General features: G+C 71.1%; 18 protein-coding genes. 8 read left to right on the forward strand and 10 right to left on the reverse strand.

What is annotated here, in order from left to right; all coding sequences use genetic code 11:
• Window position 1: 1 nt before the first annotated feature.
• Entirely contained in the window at window positions 2-88 is an 87-nt protein-coding gene (locus tag PUW82_RS02710) for a potassium-transporting ATPase subunit F (RefSeq protein ID WP_301672709.1), read from the reverse strand.
• Between the two features lie 204 nt (window positions 89-292).
• Entirely contained in the window at window positions 293-505 is a 213-nt protein-coding gene (locus tag PUW82_RS02715; protein WP_274220802.1) for a hypothetical protein, read from the reverse strand.
• Between the two features lie 73 nt (window positions 506-578).
• Here PUW82_RS02715 and PUW82_RS02720 point away from each other — a divergent pair, with 73 nt between their 5' ends.
• The 4 genes from PUW82_RS02720 (at window position 579) to PUW82_RS02735 (ending at window position 3482) form a co-directional block, all read left to right on the forward strand.
• Window positions 579-914, forward strand: a complete 336-nt coding sequence (locus tag PUW82_RS02720; protein WP_274220803.1) for a TraR/DksA family transcriptional regulator — start codon at window positions 579-581, stop codon at window positions 912-914.
• A gap of 88 nt (window positions 915-1002) precedes the next feature.
• A complete protein-coding gene (locus PUW82_RS02725; RefSeq protein ID WP_274220804.1) occupies window positions 1003-1368 on the forward strand; it encodes an ArsR/SmtB family transcription factor in 366 nt (121 codons plus the stop codon).
• Between the two features lie 44 nt (window positions 1369-1412).
• A complete protein-coding gene (locus tag PUW82_RS02730; protein WP_274220805.1) occupies window positions 1413-2390 on the forward strand; it encodes an SRPBCC family protein in 978 nt (325 codons plus the stop codon).
• 54 nt (window positions 2391-2444) lie between these two features.
• Complete coding sequence (locus PUW82_RS02735; RefSeq protein WP_274220806.1) at window positions 2445-3482, forward strand: DUF1266 domain-containing protein; 1038 nt, start codon at window positions 2445-2447, stop codon at window positions 3480-3482.
• Between the two features lie 18 nt (window positions 3483-3500).
• On the opposite strand, the gene sufU is transcribed toward PUW82_RS02735, so the two are convergent.
• The 8 genes from sufU to PUW82_RS02775 form a co-directional block, all read right to left on the reverse strand.
• The gene (gene sufU, locus PUW82_RS02740; RefSeq protein WP_274220807.1) at window positions 3501-3959 is read right to left on the reverse strand and encodes a Fe-S cluster assembly sulfur transfer protein SufU; all 459 of its coding nucleotides are present in this window, start codon (window positions 3957-3959) and stop codon (window positions 3501-3503) included.
• Window positions 3956-5299 carry a SufS family cysteine desulfurase gene (locus PUW82_RS02745; protein WP_420792707.1) on the reverse strand — a complete coding sequence of 448 codons (1344 nt, stop codon included), beginning with the start codon at window positions 5297-5299 and terminating at the stop codon, window positions 3956-3958. The genes sufU and PUW82_RS02745 overlap by 4 nt, the downstream gene beginning before the upstream one ends.
• Before the next feature lie 91 nt (window positions 5300-5390).
• Window positions 5391-7454: an APC family permease gene (locus tag PUW82_RS02750; protein ID WP_274220808.1), complete on the reverse strand. Its 2064-nt coding sequence runs from the start codon at window positions 7452-7454 to the stop codon at window positions 5391-5393.
• A gap of 96 nt (window positions 7455-7550) precedes the next feature.
• The gene (locus tag PUW82_RS02755) at window positions 7551-8324 is read right to left on the reverse strand and encodes a hypothetical protein (protein WP_274220809.1); all 774 of its coding nucleotides are present in this window, start codon (window positions 8322-8324) and stop codon (window positions 7551-7553) included.
• Window positions 8325-8438: 114 nt separating this feature from the next.
• Window positions 8439-9374 carry a hypothetical protein gene (locus PUW82_RS02760; protein ID WP_274220810.1) on the reverse strand — a complete coding sequence of 312 codons (936 nt, stop codon included), beginning with the start codon at window positions 9372-9374 and terminating at the stop codon, window positions 8439-8441.
• Complete coding sequence (locus tag PUW82_RS02765) at window positions 9371-10585, reverse strand: amidohydrolase (RefSeq protein WP_274220811.1); 1215 nt, start codon at window positions 10583-10585, stop codon at window positions 9371-9373. Before PUW82_RS02765 ends, PUW82_RS02760 begins: the two co-directional genes overlap by 4 nt.
• A gap of 46 nt (window positions 10586-10631) precedes the next feature.
• Window positions 10632-11642, reverse strand: a complete 1011-nt coding sequence (locus tag PUW82_RS02770; RefSeq protein ID WP_274220812.1) for a LacI family DNA-binding transcriptional regulator — start codon at window positions 11640-11642, stop codon at window positions 10632-10634.
• 46 nt (window positions 11643-11688) lie between these two features.
• Window positions 11689-13386, reverse strand: a complete 1698-nt coding sequence (locus PUW82_RS02775) for a glycoside hydrolase family 13 protein (RefSeq protein ID WP_274220813.1) — start codon at window positions 13384-13386, stop codon at window positions 11689-11691.
• Window positions 13387-13460: 74 nt separating this feature from the next.
• Between PUW82_RS02775 and PUW82_RS02780 the strand changes: the two genes are divergently transcribed.
• The 4 genes from PUW82_RS02780 (at window position 13461) to PUW82_RS02795 (ending at window position 17132) form a co-directional block, all read left to right on the forward strand.
• Complete coding sequence (locus tag PUW82_RS02780) at window positions 13461-13979, forward strand: adenine phosphoribosyltransferase (RefSeq protein ID WP_274220814.1); 519 nt, start codon at window positions 13461-13463, stop codon at window positions 13977-13979.
• A 53-nt stretch (window positions 13980-14032) separates the two neighbouring features.
• Window positions 14033-14671, forward strand: coding sequence for a helix-turn-helix domain-containing protein (locus tag PUW82_RS02785; protein WP_274220815.1), 639 nt, complete (start codon window positions 14033-14035; stop codon window positions 14669-14671).
• A gap of 137 nt (window positions 14672-14808) precedes the next feature.
• Window positions 14809-16425, forward strand: a complete 1617-nt coding sequence (locus PUW82_RS02790) for an NCS1 family nucleobase:cation symporter-1 (RefSeq protein WP_274220816.1) — start codon at window positions 14809-14811, stop codon at window positions 16423-16425.
• Complete coding sequence (locus PUW82_RS02795) at window positions 16422-17132, forward strand: aspartate/glutamate racemase family protein (RefSeq protein WP_274220817.1); 711 nt, start codon at window positions 16422-16424, stop codon at window positions 17130-17132. Before PUW82_RS02790 ends, PUW82_RS02795 begins: the two co-directional genes overlap by 4 nt.
• Window positions 17133-17223: the final 91 nt, after the last annotated feature.

Consider the following 17223-nt stretch of genomic DNA (forward strand, 5'->3'; position numbering starts at 1 on the left):
GTCAGAACCGCTCGGGACGCACGAGAGCGACGACGAGGTAGACGATGGCGCCGATCGCGAGCCCGGCCGCCAGGAGGGAGAAGAACATCACAGCTTCTCGACCCCCCGGGCGACGAGGCCGACGACGGCGAAGAGCGCGAGGATCGCGGCGAGGTAGATGACATCGAGCACGAGATCCGATGCAACACCCGGCCGGACGCCGCGGCCGCGATCCTCACGCTATCCATACGCCCCCGCCGTCGCTCCTCACGCACCCCTCACGGTCGGGCGCGGGGCGACGGCCGGCGCCGGCTCAGCCGAGGGGCGAGGCCTCGTCGTCGATGACGCCGATGCCGACGGCGTGGTGGCTCGGCTCCTCGTCCTTCTTCTCGGGTGCTTTGGGCTCTTCGCCCGGCTCCTTCGCGACGCTGGGCTCCTGGAGCTCCTCGGTCGACGGGTTCTCCTCGGGGGAGTGCTGAGCGCCCTCGTCGGTGTGCTCGGCTTCGTTGTCGTGGTGATCGGTCATGTCGTTCTCCCTTCCGCGTCCAGCCTGCGCCCGCGCGGGCCGCGGTGTCACCGGCTTGACGTAGGGTCGCGGGATGGATCCGAAAGCGCGCCTCGACGAGCGTGCGCGCGAGCTCACGGCGTTGCTCGCGCGGCTGAGCGCCGACGACGACAGCCTGCGCCACGACCGCGCGGATGCCACCGCCGACGACGAGCACGACCCCGAGGGGTCGACGCTGTCGGGCGAGTGGCAGCGGGTCGAGGCGCTGCAGCGCGGTGCGCGCGCCGAGCTCGCCGAGGTCGAGGCCTCGCTCGCCCGCGTCGCCGCCGGCACCTATGGCGTGTGCGAGAGCTGCGGCCGCGGCATCCCGGTCGAGCGCCTCGAGGTGCGGCCCCACGCGACGATGTGCGTCGACTGCGCCTCCCGCTGAGCCGGAGCGCTGAGCTGCACGGGGGCCGGAGCGCCGATGCCGGTCGGACTGTTGACACCGCCCGCTCGCGGTCCTAACGTACAACCAAATGGTTGCACGAAATGATCCCCGGCCGAGTGAGCGGAGCGAGCTGAGCGATGACGACATCGACCGCCTGTTCCACGCCCTCGCGACCGCGACGCGGCGCGACATCCTGCGGCGCACGATCGAGCGCGAGCAGTCGGTGTCGGCCCTCGCGGTCGACTACGACATGTCGTTCGCGGCGGTGCAGAAGCATGTCGGCGTGCTCGAGACCGCCGGCCTCATCGTCAAGCGGGCCGAGGGGCGCGAGCGCCTCGTGCGCGCGGATCCGGCGATGATCGCCCGCGCCCGGGCCCTGCTCGCCCGCTACGAAGACCTCTGGCGGGCCCGCGTCGACCGCCTCGACGCGCTGCTCGCCGAGCCCGAAGACTGACCTGACCCCACCCACCTCGCCGTATTCGTTCGAAGGAGAATCCGATGCCCGTCACCGACATCACCACCGATGCCGAGAACCTCACCATGACCCTCGTCGCCGACGTCGCCGCGCCCGTCGACCGGCTGTGGCGCGCGTTCACGCAGCCGGCGCAGCTCGAGCGCTTCTGGGGCCCTCCGGGCTGGCCGGCGACGTTCACCCGCTTCGACTTCGTCGCCGGCGGCCGCGCCCAGTACGCCATGACAAGCCCGCAGGGCGAGAAGTCGCGCGGCACGTGGGAGTTCATCGCGATCGACGAAGGCCGCAGCTTCGAGGTGCTCGACGCGTTCGCCGACGAGAACGGCGACCCGATGGAGCAGTTCCCCGCGATGCGGATGATCTTCTCGTTCGACGAGACCGACGCCGGCTCGCGCCTGACGAACGTGACCTACTTCACGTCGGCCGAGGGTCTCGAGCAGGTCATCGCGATGGGTGCGATCGAGGGCTCGCGCCTGGCGATGGGACAGCTGGATGCCGTCGTGCAAGACCTGCGCTCGTTCGCGCAGGGCCGCGGCACGAGCACCGAGCTGCTCGACGACACGCACGTGCGCATCACCCGGCTGATCGACGGCCCGCGCGACCTCGTCTGGCGGGCGCACCATGAGACCGAGCTGCTGAAGAAGTGGATGCTCGGCCCCGACGGCTGGTCGATGACGGTCGCCGAGCCCGCCACCGAGGTGGGTGCCAGCTACCGCTACGGGTGGGAGCAGGACGGCGCCCCCGAGACGGCGTTCGGTTTCGAGGGCGAGTTGCTCCAGCTCGACGCGCCTCGACGCGAGGTCACCACCGAGCGGATGTCGGGCACCGAAGGCCCCGCCACGATCAACGACCTGCAGCTGTACGAAGAGGACGGCGCCACGCTCCTGACGCTGCTGATCGAGTACCCCGACAAGGACACCCGCGACATGATCCTCGCCACCGGGATGGCCGACGGCATGGAGGCCTCGTACGCGCGTCTCGAATCGGCGGTGGTCGGCGCCTGACGCCGCGCTCACCGTCGGCACCCGCGCGGGCCGCCGCGCTGCCAGGATGATCTGGTGACCGAACCCGTGCGCGCACTGCAGAACCATCCCGGCGACGTGGAGTTCCCGGTGCGCGCGAGATGGCGGTACGCGCGGGTGCTCGAGGCGCGGCGCAAGGCCGACCCCAAAGCTCGGGGGCGCCGCGCTCTGCCGGTCACGGCGATCGCGGCGCCCGTCGGCATCCTGGGGTTCGTCCTGTCGTACGTCTGGGCCGGGACGGCGGACTTCGGCGTGAACCTGTTCGGGTTCTTCCTCGGGATGTGCCTCGGGCTGCTGATCGCATCGATCGTCCTGGCCGTCCGCGACGCCGGCGCGCCGCGGCGGGCCCAGCTGCAGTACCTCGCGCTCGCCGGACGACCGGCCCTCACGCCCCACCAGCAGCAGATGCTCGCCCTCGACGCGGCCAGCGACTTCGGCATGCGGGGCTGGAACTCGTCGCTCGCGTTCACCCCCACCTTCGCCGAGCTGCCGCCGGACCTGCGCGCCCGCCACCGTGAAGGCGCTGAGGGCTCGCCCTGGTTCGTGCTGCCGCTGCCGGCGATGCCGCAGCTGCGCGCCGCGCTCGACGAGCAGTTCAAGATCGTGTCGCGGTCCGACGCCGAGCTGCTCGTCGCCGACACCCTGGCCCGGGGGCTGCTGTCGACCCGCTTCGCGGAGGTCGCCGGCAGCGACGCGGCCGAGCACATGATGTCGCGCATCGCGGCGCTCACCGATCTGCCGGTCTTCGATATCCACGACCTCGCCCGCGGCGGCGACGAGCGAGCACCGCGGCTGCTGCTCGCCGCCGACATCGAGCGGGCGATCGGCGGCGTGCGCTACGCGTTCGTCGCCGGATACCTGAGCGCCGACGAGGCGTGGGCGCTGCTCGAACCGCTCGCGGCGCGCGCATTCGCCACCTACCGCAGCCGGGACGAGTACTGGCGCGACGTCGTCATCGCGACGGCGTTCCGCACCGACTCGCTCGAAGCCGTGCAGCGCCAGCGCGAGACGATCGCCGAGCTGCAGCGATCGACCTGGCCCGCGGCATCCGTTGCGTGGCCGTCGGCCTGGTGAGCCGCGCGGGGGAGCCGGTCAGGCGCGGGCGAGCCCGTCCTCGAGAGCGACCCACGCGAGCATCGCGCACTTGACGCGGGCCGAAAACTTCGACACCCCCGACAGGGCCGCGGCGTCGCCGAACGTCTCCTCGTCGAGGGGGATGGTGCCGCGTGAGCGCAGCGCCTCGCGGAAGCCCTCGATCAGAGCGATCGCGTCGGCGCGCGACATCCCCTCGCCCTCGACCTCTTCGGCCACGAGCGTGGCCAGCATCGACGCGGATGCCTGCGAGATCGAGCAGCCCGTGCCCTCCCACGAGACCTCGGTGATGCGATCGCCGTCGACGGCGACCCGCAGCGTGATCTCATCGCCGCACACGGGGTTCTTCTGGTGCGAGTCCGCGTGCGCGGCGTCGCCCACCTCGTGCAGCGGGTTGCCGACCGGGTGCTTGGAGTGATCGAGGATGAGCTCCTGGTACAGCGAGTCCAGCCCGGTCATGCGTTCGCTCCTTCGAGCTCATCGGTGACGCCGAAGTACCCGCGGATGCCGCGCACCGCGTCGAGGAACAGATCGACGTCATCCTCGGTGTTGTACAGCGCGGTGGATGCGCGGACGGATGCCGTGATCCCGAACTGCCGGTGCAGCGGGGCGGCGCAGTGGTGGCCGACGCGCACCGCGATGCCCTGCGCGTCGAGGAACTGGCCGGCGTCGTGGGCGTGCACCCCGGCGACGTCGAACGACCACAGGCCGACGCGCTCGACGCCGGGCGCATCGCCCAGCAGACGGACGCCGGGGATGTCGCGGAGCCCGGCGCCCATGCGCTCGGCGAGGGCCGTCTCGTGGGCGTGGATGTTCTCGAGCCCGACGCCTTGGAGGTAGCGCACGGCGGCCGCGAGACCGATCGCGGGGCCGACGGGCTGCGTGCCGGCCTCGAACTTCTGGGGAGCCGGCAGGTACTCGGCGTGGTCGAGCGTCACGGTGGTGATCATCGATCCGCCGGTGAGGAACGGCGGCAGTGCCTCGAGCACATTGGCCCGGCCGTACAGCCCGCCGATCGCGTAGGGGCCGAGCATCTTGTGCCCGCTGAACACGGCGAGGTCGACGCCCAGGGCGGGCAGGTCGAGCGGCAGGTGCGGCGCCGACTGGCACGCGTCGAGCACGGTCACCGCCCCGACCGCCTGAGCAAGAGCGACGATCTCGGCGACCGGGTTGACGATGCCGAGCACGTTCGAGACGTGCGAGAAGGCCACGAGACGTGTGCGCTCACCGATGACGGATGCCGCGGCATCCAGGTCGAGCGTGCCGTCGACCCGCGCCGGGATGTGGCGCAGCACTGCGCCGGTGCGGGCCGCGAGCTCCTGCCACGGGATGAGGTTGGCGTGGTGCTCGATGGCGGTGGTGACGATCTCGTCGCCGGGCGCGAGGGCGAACCGCGCCGAGGCCGGCGCGCCCCGGCCGAGGGTGGCGTTGCCGATCGCATAGGCGACGAGGTTGAGGCCGGCGGTGGCGCCGCTGGTCCAGACGAGCTGCTCGGGCGGTGCGCCGACGAACCCGGCGACGGCGGCGCGGGCGTCCTCGAAGAGGTCGGTGGCCTCGGCCGCGAGGGTGTGCGCGCCGCGATGCACGGCGGAGTTCGCGTGGGTGAGGAAGTCGCGTTCGGCGTCGAGCACGGCCGTGGGCTTCTGGCTCGTCGCCGCCGAGTCGAGGTACACCAGCCGGTGCCCGTTGACCTGCTCCGCGAGGATGGGGAAGTCGGCGCGCAGGCTCACCGCATCGAGCGGGCTGATGCGCGCGGTACCGCCGGCGTTCGGGGCGCCGGTGGGGTCAGGGGAAGTCACCCCTCTAGGCTACGCCCGCGCCGCCCGCCCGGCTCGGGCCCCCGGACCGCGGCGGGGTGGGGGTGGGGTGCGGTGACTCCCGGCAGGGTGGTCAGCGCTCGTCGGGCGACTCGGTGTGGGCGACGAGGCCGTAGGTCGTCGAGGCCCGGCCGGCGCGGTCGTCACCGGGCAGCGGGCGGGACCGTCGGCCGTAGACGATCTCGGACGAGTCGAGCAGCCACGGCACGAGGGTGATCTGCACGCCGTGCACCATCATCAGCTGTTGAGCGATGCGGCGGGCGCGGCGGTTGTGCAGGAACGTCTCCCACCAGTGGCCGACGATGTACTGCGGCAGGTACACCGTCACGACCGACGAGCCGTGCTTCTCACGGTACGCGCGGATGAACGCGGCGAGGGGCGAGGCGTACTGCCGGTACGGCGACTCGATGATCACGAGCGGCACCGGCATCCGGTGCACCTCCCAGTCGGTCTGTACCTCCTGTGCCGACTCCTTCGACACGGCCACGTGCACGGCGATCGTCTTGTCGTGCTTGGCCGACAGGGCGTAGTCGATGGCCTTCGCGACGGGCTTCTGCAGCCGGTTCACCAGGACGAGGGCGACGTCGCCGCTCGAGCCGTAGTGCACGTCGTCGTCCATCTCGATCTCGTGCTCGACGTCGCGGTAGTAGCGGCTGACTCCCACCATGAGGAACGCGAGGATCGGGATGGCGATGAAGACCAGCCACGCGCCGTGGGTGAACTTGGTCACGGTGACGATGATGAGCACCGCGACGGTGAACGTCGCCCCGATGCCGTTGATGATGAGACCACGGCGTGCTTCGGTGCGCTCCTCCGCGGCTTTGGGATGCAGCAGCCGCAGCTCTCGGCGCCAGTGCTTGACCATGCCGACCTGGCCCAGCGAGAACGAGACGAACACGCCGATGATGTACAGCTGGATGAGCGTGGTGAGGTCGGCCTGGAAGACCACGAGCACGAGGATCGCGGCGAGGCCGAGGATGATCATGCCGTTCGAGAAGACGAGCCGGTCGCCGCGGGTGTTCAGCGACTTGGGTGCGTAGCCGTCGCGGGCCAGCACCGCGCCGAGCAGGGGGAAGCCGTTGAAGGCGGTGTTGGCCGCCAGCAGCAGCACGCACGCGGTCGCGGCCTGGATGACGAAGAAGGGGATCGAGCCCATGCCGAAGGTCGCGGCGGCGATCTGCGCCATGAGGCTCGGCTGCGGCTGGTTGACGCAGTCGAAGCCGATGAGCGCGCACGGGTTCTCGGCGTAGTGGACGCCGGCGATCAGCCCGAGGGCGGTGAGGCCCGAGAACAGCAGGATCGCGATGGTGCCCATCATGACGAGGGTCTTCTGCGCGTTCGCGACCTTCGGCGCGCGGAATGCGGGCACGCCGTTCGACACGGCCTCGACCCCAGTGAGGGCCGAGCATCCGCTCGAGAACGCGCGCAGGATGAGCAGGATCAGGGCGACCTGGCTGAGGCTCTCGGCCTCGATCGCGTACTGCGCGCTCGAGGCGACGGGCGCGTCGCCGAGCACGACCCGCACCAGACCGGTGACGATCATGACGGCGACCGAGCCGATGAACACGTAGGTGGGCACGGCGAACGCCGACGACGCCTCGCGTACGCCGCGCAGGTTCACCACGATGATCAGCACGACGAAGCCGACCGCCAGCTCGACGCGCCACGGGTCGAGCTGCGGCAGCGCCGAGATGATGTTGTCGACGCCCGATGCGACCGAGACGGCGACGGTGAGGATGTAGTCGACCAGCAGGGCGGCCGCGACCACCACGCCGGCCTTCTCGCCGAGGTTCGTGCGTGCGACCTCGTAGTCGCCGCCGCCCGACGGGTAGGCCTTGATGAGCTGTCGGTAGCTGAGCACCACGACCACGAGCAGTGCGACGACGGCGATCGCGACGCCCGGGCTGAAGGCCAGCATCGCGGTGCCACCGATCGCGAGGATCATCAGCAGCTCCTGCGGCGCGTATGCGACCGACGACAGCGCGTCGGAGGCGAAGATCGGCAGGGCGCGGCGCTTGGGGAGGAGCTGGTCGTCGAGCTTCTCGGAATCCAGCGGGTCGCCGATGAGGATGCGCTTCGCGATGGGCGTCGTCTCGCCGCCGGGCTCGCGACTGTCAGTGGTCACGGCGGGCGACACTACGCCTGCCGTGGCACCCTGCGCAATCTCGCCGCGCCGGTCGTCACCGGAGCGTTGCCGACCCGCCGCCTGCGCGCCGCTGTGCGTTGCCGCGGGTCAGAGCCAGGAGTACGGGCGATACGTGATTTCGGTGACTTCGGTTGCGGCCTCATCGGTGTTGGCGAAGACGCTGTACGTGTAGTCCTCCGTCGACCCTTCTTCCGGCCACGGGCTGGTGCGCCCGATGTCGAATGCGAAGTGCAGGCCGTCGCCGTGCTCCCGCAGATCCGATTCCTGCTCCGGGCCGGTCGCGCGGACGGAATCGACGTCCATGCCGATAGCGAGCCCGAACTCGGGCCGCAGCGCGACACCGGAGACCTCGTTCGCGCGGAGGCTCGCCCACGACGGGATGCCGAAAGAATCACGCGGCACGCGCTCGTCGGCGACGATCATGTCGTAGAGGGTGAAGCCGGCCCAGTCGTACATCGTGTAGTCGGGGAAGTGGCTCCCATCGCCCGGGTGGACGCCGAGCTCCGGCTCCTCGCCGAAGGCCGCGGCCAGCGCGGCGACAGCGGGTTCGACCTCGTCGCGCCAGCGGAACTCGAGCAGCGTCGATCCGTCGTCGGCGACGATCGTGAACCCGGTCGCGGCCATGACGACCTCAGCCGCCTGCGGCTGGACATCTGTCGGCGTCGAGGTCGGAGTAGGTGCCGGTGTCGGTGTTGCCGTCGGCGTCGCCGATGCCGACGCGGTCGGGCTCAGTGACGACGGCGCGGCCGTGGGCTGCACGCCACGTTGCATCAGCAGGAACACCACGAGCGCGGCGATCAGCAGCACCCCCGCCACGATGCCGAGGATGATGAGGGGTCGGCGAGAAGTCGCGGTGGTCACGCGCTCATCCTGGCAGTCGCCCGCCGCCGCGGGAGGGCGGATCCCCTCCCGGGATGCAACGAATTCGTCACGACCAACGGGCGGATGCCGCACCGCGGCGGCGCCGGTGCGGTGTCAGCCGGCGCGGAAGGTGTAGGTGACCGAGACGCGCGTCCCTTCGACCGTCACGGATGCGCCGAAGCGGCGCTGGCCGTCCTGGTAGAAGGTGTTGCGGTCGGAGCCGAACACGAACCGCCCGCCCTGTCCGGAATCGGGTCCGAGCGCGGCGACCTCGTCGGCCGACATGTCGAGCTCGACCCCGAAGTCGTCGGTGACCGGCACGTCGATGTCGGAGTCGAACGACACGAAGGTGGGGGCGGGTACCTCGGAGCGAGGGCGGTTGCTCTCGTTGAGGAACACGTCGTAGAGCCGGAAGCCCTCCCAGACGTAGATGTTGTACGCGTAGTTCTCGGCGTCGCCGTTCTGGAAGTCCTCGGTGGGCGCCTGGCCGAACAGCTCCGTGAGCGCCGCGATCGCCGGACCCGCGTCATCCGCCCAGACGTGCGTGAAGATCGTCGTGCCGGCGGCATCCGTGATCGTGAAGCCGTCGGCGGTCACGGACAGGCCGGATGTCGCCGCCTCGGCCGTCTCGGACGGCGACGGTGCCTGCGGGGCTCCGGTCTGCTGCGGGATGGCCTGCGTCGCGGGCGCGGTGGGCACCGGGTCGGCCGTGGGCTCCTGCTGCGACTGCGTCAGATAGATCACGAGCACGACGATGACGGCGACGACCAGCGCGGCCGCGATCGCCGACAGGATGACGAGCGTGCGACGGTCGCCGCCCTCGTTGTCGCGCGGTGCGCGCGGTGGGCGGGGCTCGCGGGGCTCGTCGGGCCAGTCGGCCATGACCGGCGCGGCCTTCGTGCGGGGCTCGCGCGGCGGTCGGGGCTGGCGCTCCGGCTTCTCGCGCTTCTCGCGGGGCGGCTTCTCGCGCTTCTCGCGCTTGGCCCGTTCCGGCTTCTGCGGCGGCTCGTACGGCTCGAAATCGGCGAAGGGGTCGTTGGGGTCGCTCATGCGAGGAACTCCTGGGCTGCCACGACGAGGTTCTCGACGCCGCGTTCGATCGTGGGGTGCATGACCGGGGCGAAGAAGGGCGAGTGGTTGGTGGGGATGTCGCGTTCGACGGTGCCGCCGGCGACGGCATCCGCGAACTTCTGAGGGTCGACGCCTCCCCAGAACCAGAACACCAGCGGCACGCCGGCCTCGCGGGCGAACCACGAGACGTCCTCGCTGCCGGTGAACATGCCGGGGTCGACGACGCTGCCCTCGCCGAAGGTGCGCTCGAACGCGCGGGTCAGGCGCGCCGTGGCCGTGTGGTCGTTGATGGTCGGGGGGAGCGTGTGGTCGACGCTGATCGTCGGCTCGGTCTCGGCGCCGGATGCGGCGGCCTCGGCCCGGACGATGCGCTCGACCTTCGACATGACGCGTTCGCGCGCCGCGTCGTCGGGGTAGCGCAGGCTCAGCTCGAGCTTCGCCTCGGCCGGGATGATGTTGTTCTTCAGCCCCGCGTGGATCGAGCCGACGGTGACGACGGCGACGTCGCGGGGGTCGACCTCGCGCGAGACGACGGTCTGCAGGCGCATGACGGTCGCCGCGGCCATGACGACGGGGTCGATCGTCGAGTGGGGGCGCGACCCGTGACCGCCGCGGCCGTGAAGGACGACGGTCAGTCCGTCCGAGGCGGCCATCTGCGTGCCGGGGCGCACGCCGATGACGCCGGCGGGCAGCGGCGTGACGTGCTGACCGAGGACGATGTCGGGCTTCGGGAAGCGGTCGAGCACGCCGTCGGCGATCATCGCCTGCGAGCCGGCGCCGTACTCCTCGGCCGGCTGGAACACCGCGACGACGGTGCCGGACCACTTGTCGCGGATCGCGATGAGGCGCTCGATCGCGCCGAGCAGCGCCGTGACGTGCATGTCGTGACCGCACGCGTGCATGACGGGCACATCGTTGCCGGCGGGGTCAACGCCGCGCGCCGTCGAGGCGTAGTCCAGGCCGGTCTGCTCGGGGACGGGCAGGCCGTCCATGTCGGCGCGCAGCCACACGACGGGTCCGTCGCCGTTCTCGATCGCCGTGACGACGCCGGTGCGGCCGACGCCCTCTTCGTAGCTGAGGCCCAGCTCGCTGAGCTTGGCGGCGATGACCGCGGCGGTCCGCGTCTCCTGGAACGACAGCTCGGGATGCCGGTGCAGGTCGGTGTAGAGCGCGTCGAGGTCCAAAGCCATGTCGTCGAGCCTACGGGAGGGTCCCGGTGCGGTGCCTGGACGGGTATCAGGTGCGGGCGGCGGGCGGGGCGGTGCTGGTGCGCTCCACGAGCGCGAACTCGAGCCCCGCCGGCGGTTCGGGCGCCTCCGCCAGGATGCCGAGCATGGCAGACGCCACCCGTTCGCCCTGGCGGCCCGGGAACTGGTCGATCGTCGTGAGCCCGAAGAAGCCGCCGAGGTCGTGGCCGTCGACGCCCACGACCGACAGGTCGTCGGGCACGCGCAGGCCGAGCTCGCGCGCGGCGAGGATCGCGCCGATGGCCATCTCGTCGGATGCCGCGAAGATGGCGGTCGGCCGGGTGGCGGCATCCGTCAGCAGATGCGTCGCCGCCTCGTGGCCCCCGGCCATCGTGAAGTCGGCGGCGGCGAAGCGGTCGGTGGGCAGCGCCAGGCCGGCGTCGGCGAGGGCGGCCTCGAAGCCGTGGCGGCGCCGCGAGGGGATGTGGAAATCGCCCTCGAACTGGGGGCGCAGACCGATGTGGGCGATGTCGCGGTGGCCGAGGCCGAGCAGATGCTCGGTGGCCCGCCGCGCGACGGCGATCTCGTCGACGGTGAGCGAGGGCAGGCCTTCGAGCTGCCCGCCCATCGCGATCACCGGCAGGTCGAGTCCGCGCAACTGAGCGATCTCGTCGCGCGCGAGGGCCATCGACACCGCGATCACCCCGTCGACGCGCTGCCGGCGCAGCGAGGTCTCGAACACGCGGCGGCGCTCGTCTGCGTCCGAGGTCAGCGCGTACAGCGCGACGTCGTAGTCGAAGCGCTGCAGGGTCGCCGCGAGGCCGGTGAGCACGCGCGAGAAGAACCAGCGGTCGAGCATCGGCACCAGCACCCCGATGTTGCGGGTGCGCCCCGACGCCAGGCTCGACGCCGCCGACGACACGACGTAGCCGAGGTCCGAGGCCGCCCGCAGCACGCGCTCGCGCGTGGTGGGCGACACCGGACCCCGGCCGCTGAGGGTGCGGGAGACGGTCGCCGTCGAGACCTCCGCGCGTCGCGCGACGTCGTCGATGCCGACCATGCTCCCGCCCCTTTCGCTTCGTCCCGGACTCGGCCGGGTCGAGCGGTCAGTCCGCGAGGATCCAGACCGCCGTGTCGATCGGGAGCTCGGCCCCGTCGAGGGGACCGCTCGAGATCAGGATCTCACCCTCGGGCAGGGCGACTGCGTCCGACCCGGTGTTCGCCACGACGAGGACGCCGCCGTTGCGGAACGCGACGACGTCGTCGCCGAGCTGCAGGTCGACCCACGTGAGCGAGCCGGCGCCGAGATCGTGACGGCGACGTGCGGCGAGCAGCTCGCGGTACAGCGACAGCGTCGAGGACGGGTCGTCGATCTGCGCCGAGCGAGCCAGGTCTGCCCACTCCTCGGGCTGCGGCAGCCACGAGGCGCCCGTGGTGCTGAAGCCGTAGGCGGGGGCGCCGGACTCCCACGGGATCGGCACGCGGCAGCCGTCGCGGCCGTAGCGCTCGCCCTCGGTGCGGAACCAGGTCGGATCCTGCCGCGCGGCGTCGGGCAGGTGCACGACCTCGGGAAGCCCGAGCTCCTCGCCCTGGTACACGTAGGCCGAGCCGGGCAGCGCCAGCATGAGGGTCGTGGCGGCGCGGGCGCGGGACAGGCCCACGACGGCATCCGGCTGTCCGGGGGAGTTCGGGCCGAGGCCGTGACCCTGGGGGTTCTCGGCGGTCAGCGCCAGACGCGACGCGTGACGCACGACGTCGTGGTTCGACAGCACCCAGGTCGCCGGTGCGCCGACGGCGGGGAAGGCCCGCAGCGACTCCGAGATCACCTCGGTGAGGTGGTCGGCGTCCCATTCGGTCTGCAGGTAGGGGAAGTTGAAGGCCTGGTGCATCTCGTCCTGGCGCACCCAGAGGGCCGTCTCGTCGACGGTCGGCAGCCACGCTTCGGCGCAGAGGGCGCGGTCGCCCTCGTACTCGGCGAGGATGCGGTTCCACCGGCGGTAGATGTCGTGCACGCCCTCCTGGCCCCAGTAGGGGACGTCGTCGCTGTCGCCGCCCATCGAGCCGGCGTCCTCGGCCGGGATGAAGTCCGGCAGGCCGTCCGACTTCACGAGACCGTGCGCCACGTCGACGCGGAAGCCGTCGACGCCGCGGTCGAGCCAGAAGCGGAGGATGCGCTCGAACTCGTCGCCCACCTCGGGGTTCGACCAGTCGAAGTCCGGCTGGGTCGAGTCGAACAGGTGCAGATACCACTGGCCGGGCGTGCCGTCCGGGTTGGTCGTGCGGGTCCAGGCGGGGCCGCCGAAGACCGACTCCCAGTTGTTGGGGGCTTCGTCGCCGTTCTCGCCGCGGCCGTCGCGGAAGATGTAGCGTGCGCGCTCGGGGCTGCCGGGCTCGGCGGCGAGGGCCTGCTGGAACCACACGTGCTGGTCGGACGAGTGGTTCGGGACAAGGTCGACGATGACCCGGATGCCGCGGTCGTGCGCCTCGGTCAGCATGGTGTCGAAGTCGGCAAGGGTGCCGAACAGCGGGTCGACGTCGCAGTAGTCGGCGACGTCGTAGCCGGCGTCCTTCTGCGGCGACCGGAAGAACGGGCTGAGCCACACGGCGTCGACGCCGAGGGTCGCCAGCGCGCTCAGGCGCGAGGTGATGCCGGCGAGGTCGCCGATGCCGTCGCCCGACGCGTCGGCGAAGGAGCGGGGGTAGATCTGATAGATCACCGCGGTGCGCCACCATTCGGCGCCGGGGCGGGAGATCCCGATCGGAGAGAGGGTGGATGCCACGGTGTCCACGGGTGAGGAGGTCATGCGCGTCAGCATAATGCAAGCGCTTGCAGTCGCGCGAACGATCCGAACCTTCGAGCGCCGTCTAGGGTGGTTCGGTGACCTCCGACCCCCTCGAGCACGCCGAGTCGCTCATCGCGCTCATCCCGGACTTCCCCGAACCGGGCATCCTCTTCCGCGACATCTCGCCGCTGCTGGCCGACGCCGCCGCGCTGCACACCGTGATCGAGGCGATCGTGGCGCCCTTCGCCCGCGAGTTCGACGTCGTCGCCGGCGTCGAAGCGCGCGGATTCCTCATCGCCGGAGCCGTGGCCGCGGCCAGCGGTGTCGGCATGGTGCCGATCCGCAAGGCCGGCAAGCTGCCGCGCCCGGCGGCATCCATCTCGTACGACCTCGAGTACGGTCAGGCGACCATCGAGATGGCCGACGACCTGCCCCGCGGCACCCGCGTGCTGCTCGTCGACGATGTGCTCGCGACCGGCGGCACGCTGCGCGCGGCGCAGCGCCTGCTCGAGGGCCTCGGCCACCGCACCGTCGGAACCGCCGTGCTCATGGAGCTGTCCGACCTCGGCGGACAGGACGTCTGCGGGCCGGTGCACACCATCTTCCGCGTCTGACGCCGCGCGCGCAGCGCATCCCCGCGACCACCGCGCCGTCTATCATCGGTGCCGTGGGAGCCGATCGCGCCGAGGCCGACCTGCCCGCGTCGATCGGGCGGCGACTCCGGGCGTTGCGAGCCCGGACGGGACGATCGCTCGCGTCCGTCGCGCGTGAGTTGGGCATCTCGTCCAGCGCGTTGTCGCAGATCGAGACCGGCGCCATGCAGCCCTCGGTGCATCGGCTCGTCGAGCTGGTAGGCGTGCTGGGCGCGCCGGTGTCGGCCATCTTCGACGACCACGCGGTCGCGGCCTCTCCCGACCCGGGCACCGCGGGCGACCTCGCCGAGCCCGTGCCCGGCGTCTTCGTCGCGCGCAGCGGGACCGAGACCACCGCGCACCTCGGGCAGGGGGTGACCTACCGCCGGCTGACCCCGGTGCCCATCCCCGGCGTCGAGCACTTCGAGTCGACCTATCCGCCGGGCGCGAGCTCGAGCGCCGACGGCGGGCTGCTCGTGCACGCCGGCTACGAGAGCGGCCGAGTGGTCAGCGGGACTCTCACCTTCGAGTTCGCCGACGGCGAGGTCGAGCTCGGTCCGGGCGAGTCGTTGTCGTTCGCGGCATCCCGTCCGCACCGCGTCGCCAACCGCACCGACCGCGTGGCCGTCGCGACGTGGCTCACGGTCGTGGGCGCCACCGCTCCCGCCGACTGACCGGCGGGCATCTTCACGCCGTCGTTACACGGCAGAAACCAGCCCGCACGCGTTAAGCCATAGCTTCATGTGTCAGCACCACCTCACCCAGGCTCCACCTCGCCGGGGCTTCGCGCCCCTCCCTGGAAGGCACGCACATGACTGCTCCCGACAACACCCTCGCGCCTGCCGCGACGGCCCCGCATGACCTCCTCGCCGTCGCCGGTGATCCCGGAGGAGGAGGCAACGTCCGGCCCGGCTACGACCCGCGCCTGGCGAACGAGGACCTCGCACCGCTGCGCACGCAGAAGTGGACCTGGTACAACATCTTCGCCTTCTGGATGTCGGACGTGCACTCGGTCGGCGGCTACGTGACCGCCGGCTCGCTCTTCGCCCTCGGCATCGCCGCCTGGCAGGTGCTGGTCGCGCTCGTCGTCGGCATCGTCATCGTGCAGGTGTTCGCGAACCTCGTCGCCAAGCCGAGCCAGAAGACGGGCGTGCCCTACCCGGTCGTCAACCGCGCGATCTTCGGGGTGCGGGGCGCGAACATCCCCGCCGTCATCCGCGGCATCATCGCGATCGCCTGGTACGGCGTGCAGACCTTCCTGGCGGCCCAGTCCCTCAACATCGTCTTCCTCAAGTTCATCCCGGGGTCGGCGGCGCTGCTCGACGTCAGCTTCCTCGGGCTGTCGGCTCTGGGCTGGATCTCGTTCGCGATCCTCTGGGTGGCGCAGGTCGCGCTGTTCTGGAACGGCATGGAGGTCATCCGCCGCTTCATCGACTTCGCCGGACCCGCCGTCTACGTCGTCATGATCGTGCTCGCGATCTACCTCGTCAGCCAGGCCGGCTGGGAGAACATCGACCTCAACCTCTCCGACCCCACCGCCGCGCCGAACGACTTCTGGGGAACGCTCGGGCTCATGGCGATGGCCGTCGGCATCGTCGTGGCGTACTTCGCCGGACCCATGCTGAACTTCGGCGACTTCGCCCGCTACGGCCGCTCGTTCGGCGAGGTCAAGAAGGGCAACTTCTGGGGCCTGCCGATCAACTTCCTGTTCTTCTCGATCCTGACCGTCCTCACCGCTGCGGCCACGCTGCCGGTCTTCGGCGAGCTGATCCTCGACCCCATTCACACGGTCGAGGCCATCGACACCCCCTTCGCCATCCTGCTCGGCGGCCTCACCTTCGTCACTGCGACGGTGGGCATCAACATCGTGGCGAACTTCATCGCGCCGGCCTTCGACTTCTCCAACGTCGCCCCGCAGAAGATCTCGTGGCGCATGGGCGGCATGATCGCGGCGGTCGGGTCGGTGTTCCTCATGCCCTGGAACTGGTACTCGGATGCCACCGCCATCCACTACTCGCTCGGCATCCTGGCCGCGCTGATCGGACCGCTGTTCGGACTGCTCGTCGCCGGGTACTACGTCGCCGCGAAGCAGCGCATCAAGACCGACGACATGTTCACGATGTCGGAGAAGGGCGCCTACTGGTACCGCAACGGCTACAACCCCAACGCGATGAAGACGCTGCTGGTCGCCGGCATCCCGACCATCCTCATCGCGATCCTGCCCAAGACCTTCGCCGACGCGGGCCTGTTCGACGTGTCGTGGATCGGCAACTTCACCTGGTTCATCGGCTGCGCGCTCGGTTTCCTCGCGTTCGTGGTGTTCGAGCGGCGCGACCCGCAGGTGCCGACCTTCGCAGGCGAGACCGAGGGCATCTCGGACGGCACCGCGCCTGAGTCGGCACCCGCCGCGGCGGAGACCGTCGCGTGAAGATCACCCTGATCAACCCCAACACCTCCCGGGCGATGACGGCGAAGATCGCCGCAGCCGCCCGGGAGGTCGCGGGCCCCGGTGTCGAGATCGCCGCGGTGTGCCCCGAGACCGGGCCGGCGGCGATCGAGAGCCACGTCGACGAAGCCTTCGCCGCGGTCGCGATCGTGCGCCTCATCGAGGACGACATCGCGGCGGGCGGCAGCGACGCCTACGTCATCGCCTGCTTCGGCGACCCCGGCGTCGACGCCGCCCGCGAGCTCGTCGACGTGCCGGTCATCGGAATCGCCGAGGCGGCCATGCACGTCGCGACGCTGTCGGGGCGGCACTTCGCCGTCGTGACGACACTCAGCCGAACGCTGGGTCGCGCCCGCGATCTGCTGGCGCGCTACGGGATGGGGCGGGCGTGCGTCTCGCTCGTCGGGTCGGGCATCCCCGTCCTCGAGCTCGAAGACACCGCGTCGACGTCGTACGAGCGGATCGCCGCGCTCGCCGCGGACGAGGTGACCGCGGGTGCCGACGTCATCGTGCTCGGATGCGCGGGCATGACCGACCTGTGCCACGCGCTGACGGCGCGGGTGGGTGTGCCGGTCATCGACGGCGTCGGTGCGGCGGTCGGCCTGGCCGCGACGATGGTGCGGATGCGGGTGGGCACGAGTAAGCGCGACGAGTACGCCCCGCCGCCGCGGGCCGCCGTCGCGGTGTGAGCTCGTGTCGCGATCGGCGCGGTGTCACACGAGTGTTACATCGGGGAAACCCTCGCGGCGGCGTTAAGCCATAGCTTGATATATGTCCCTG

The organism is Microbacterium thalli (genome assembly GCF_028737325.1).
Classification (GTDB): Bacteria; Actinomycetota; Actinomycetes; order Actinomycetales; family Microbacteriaceae; genus Microbacterium; species Microbacterium thalli.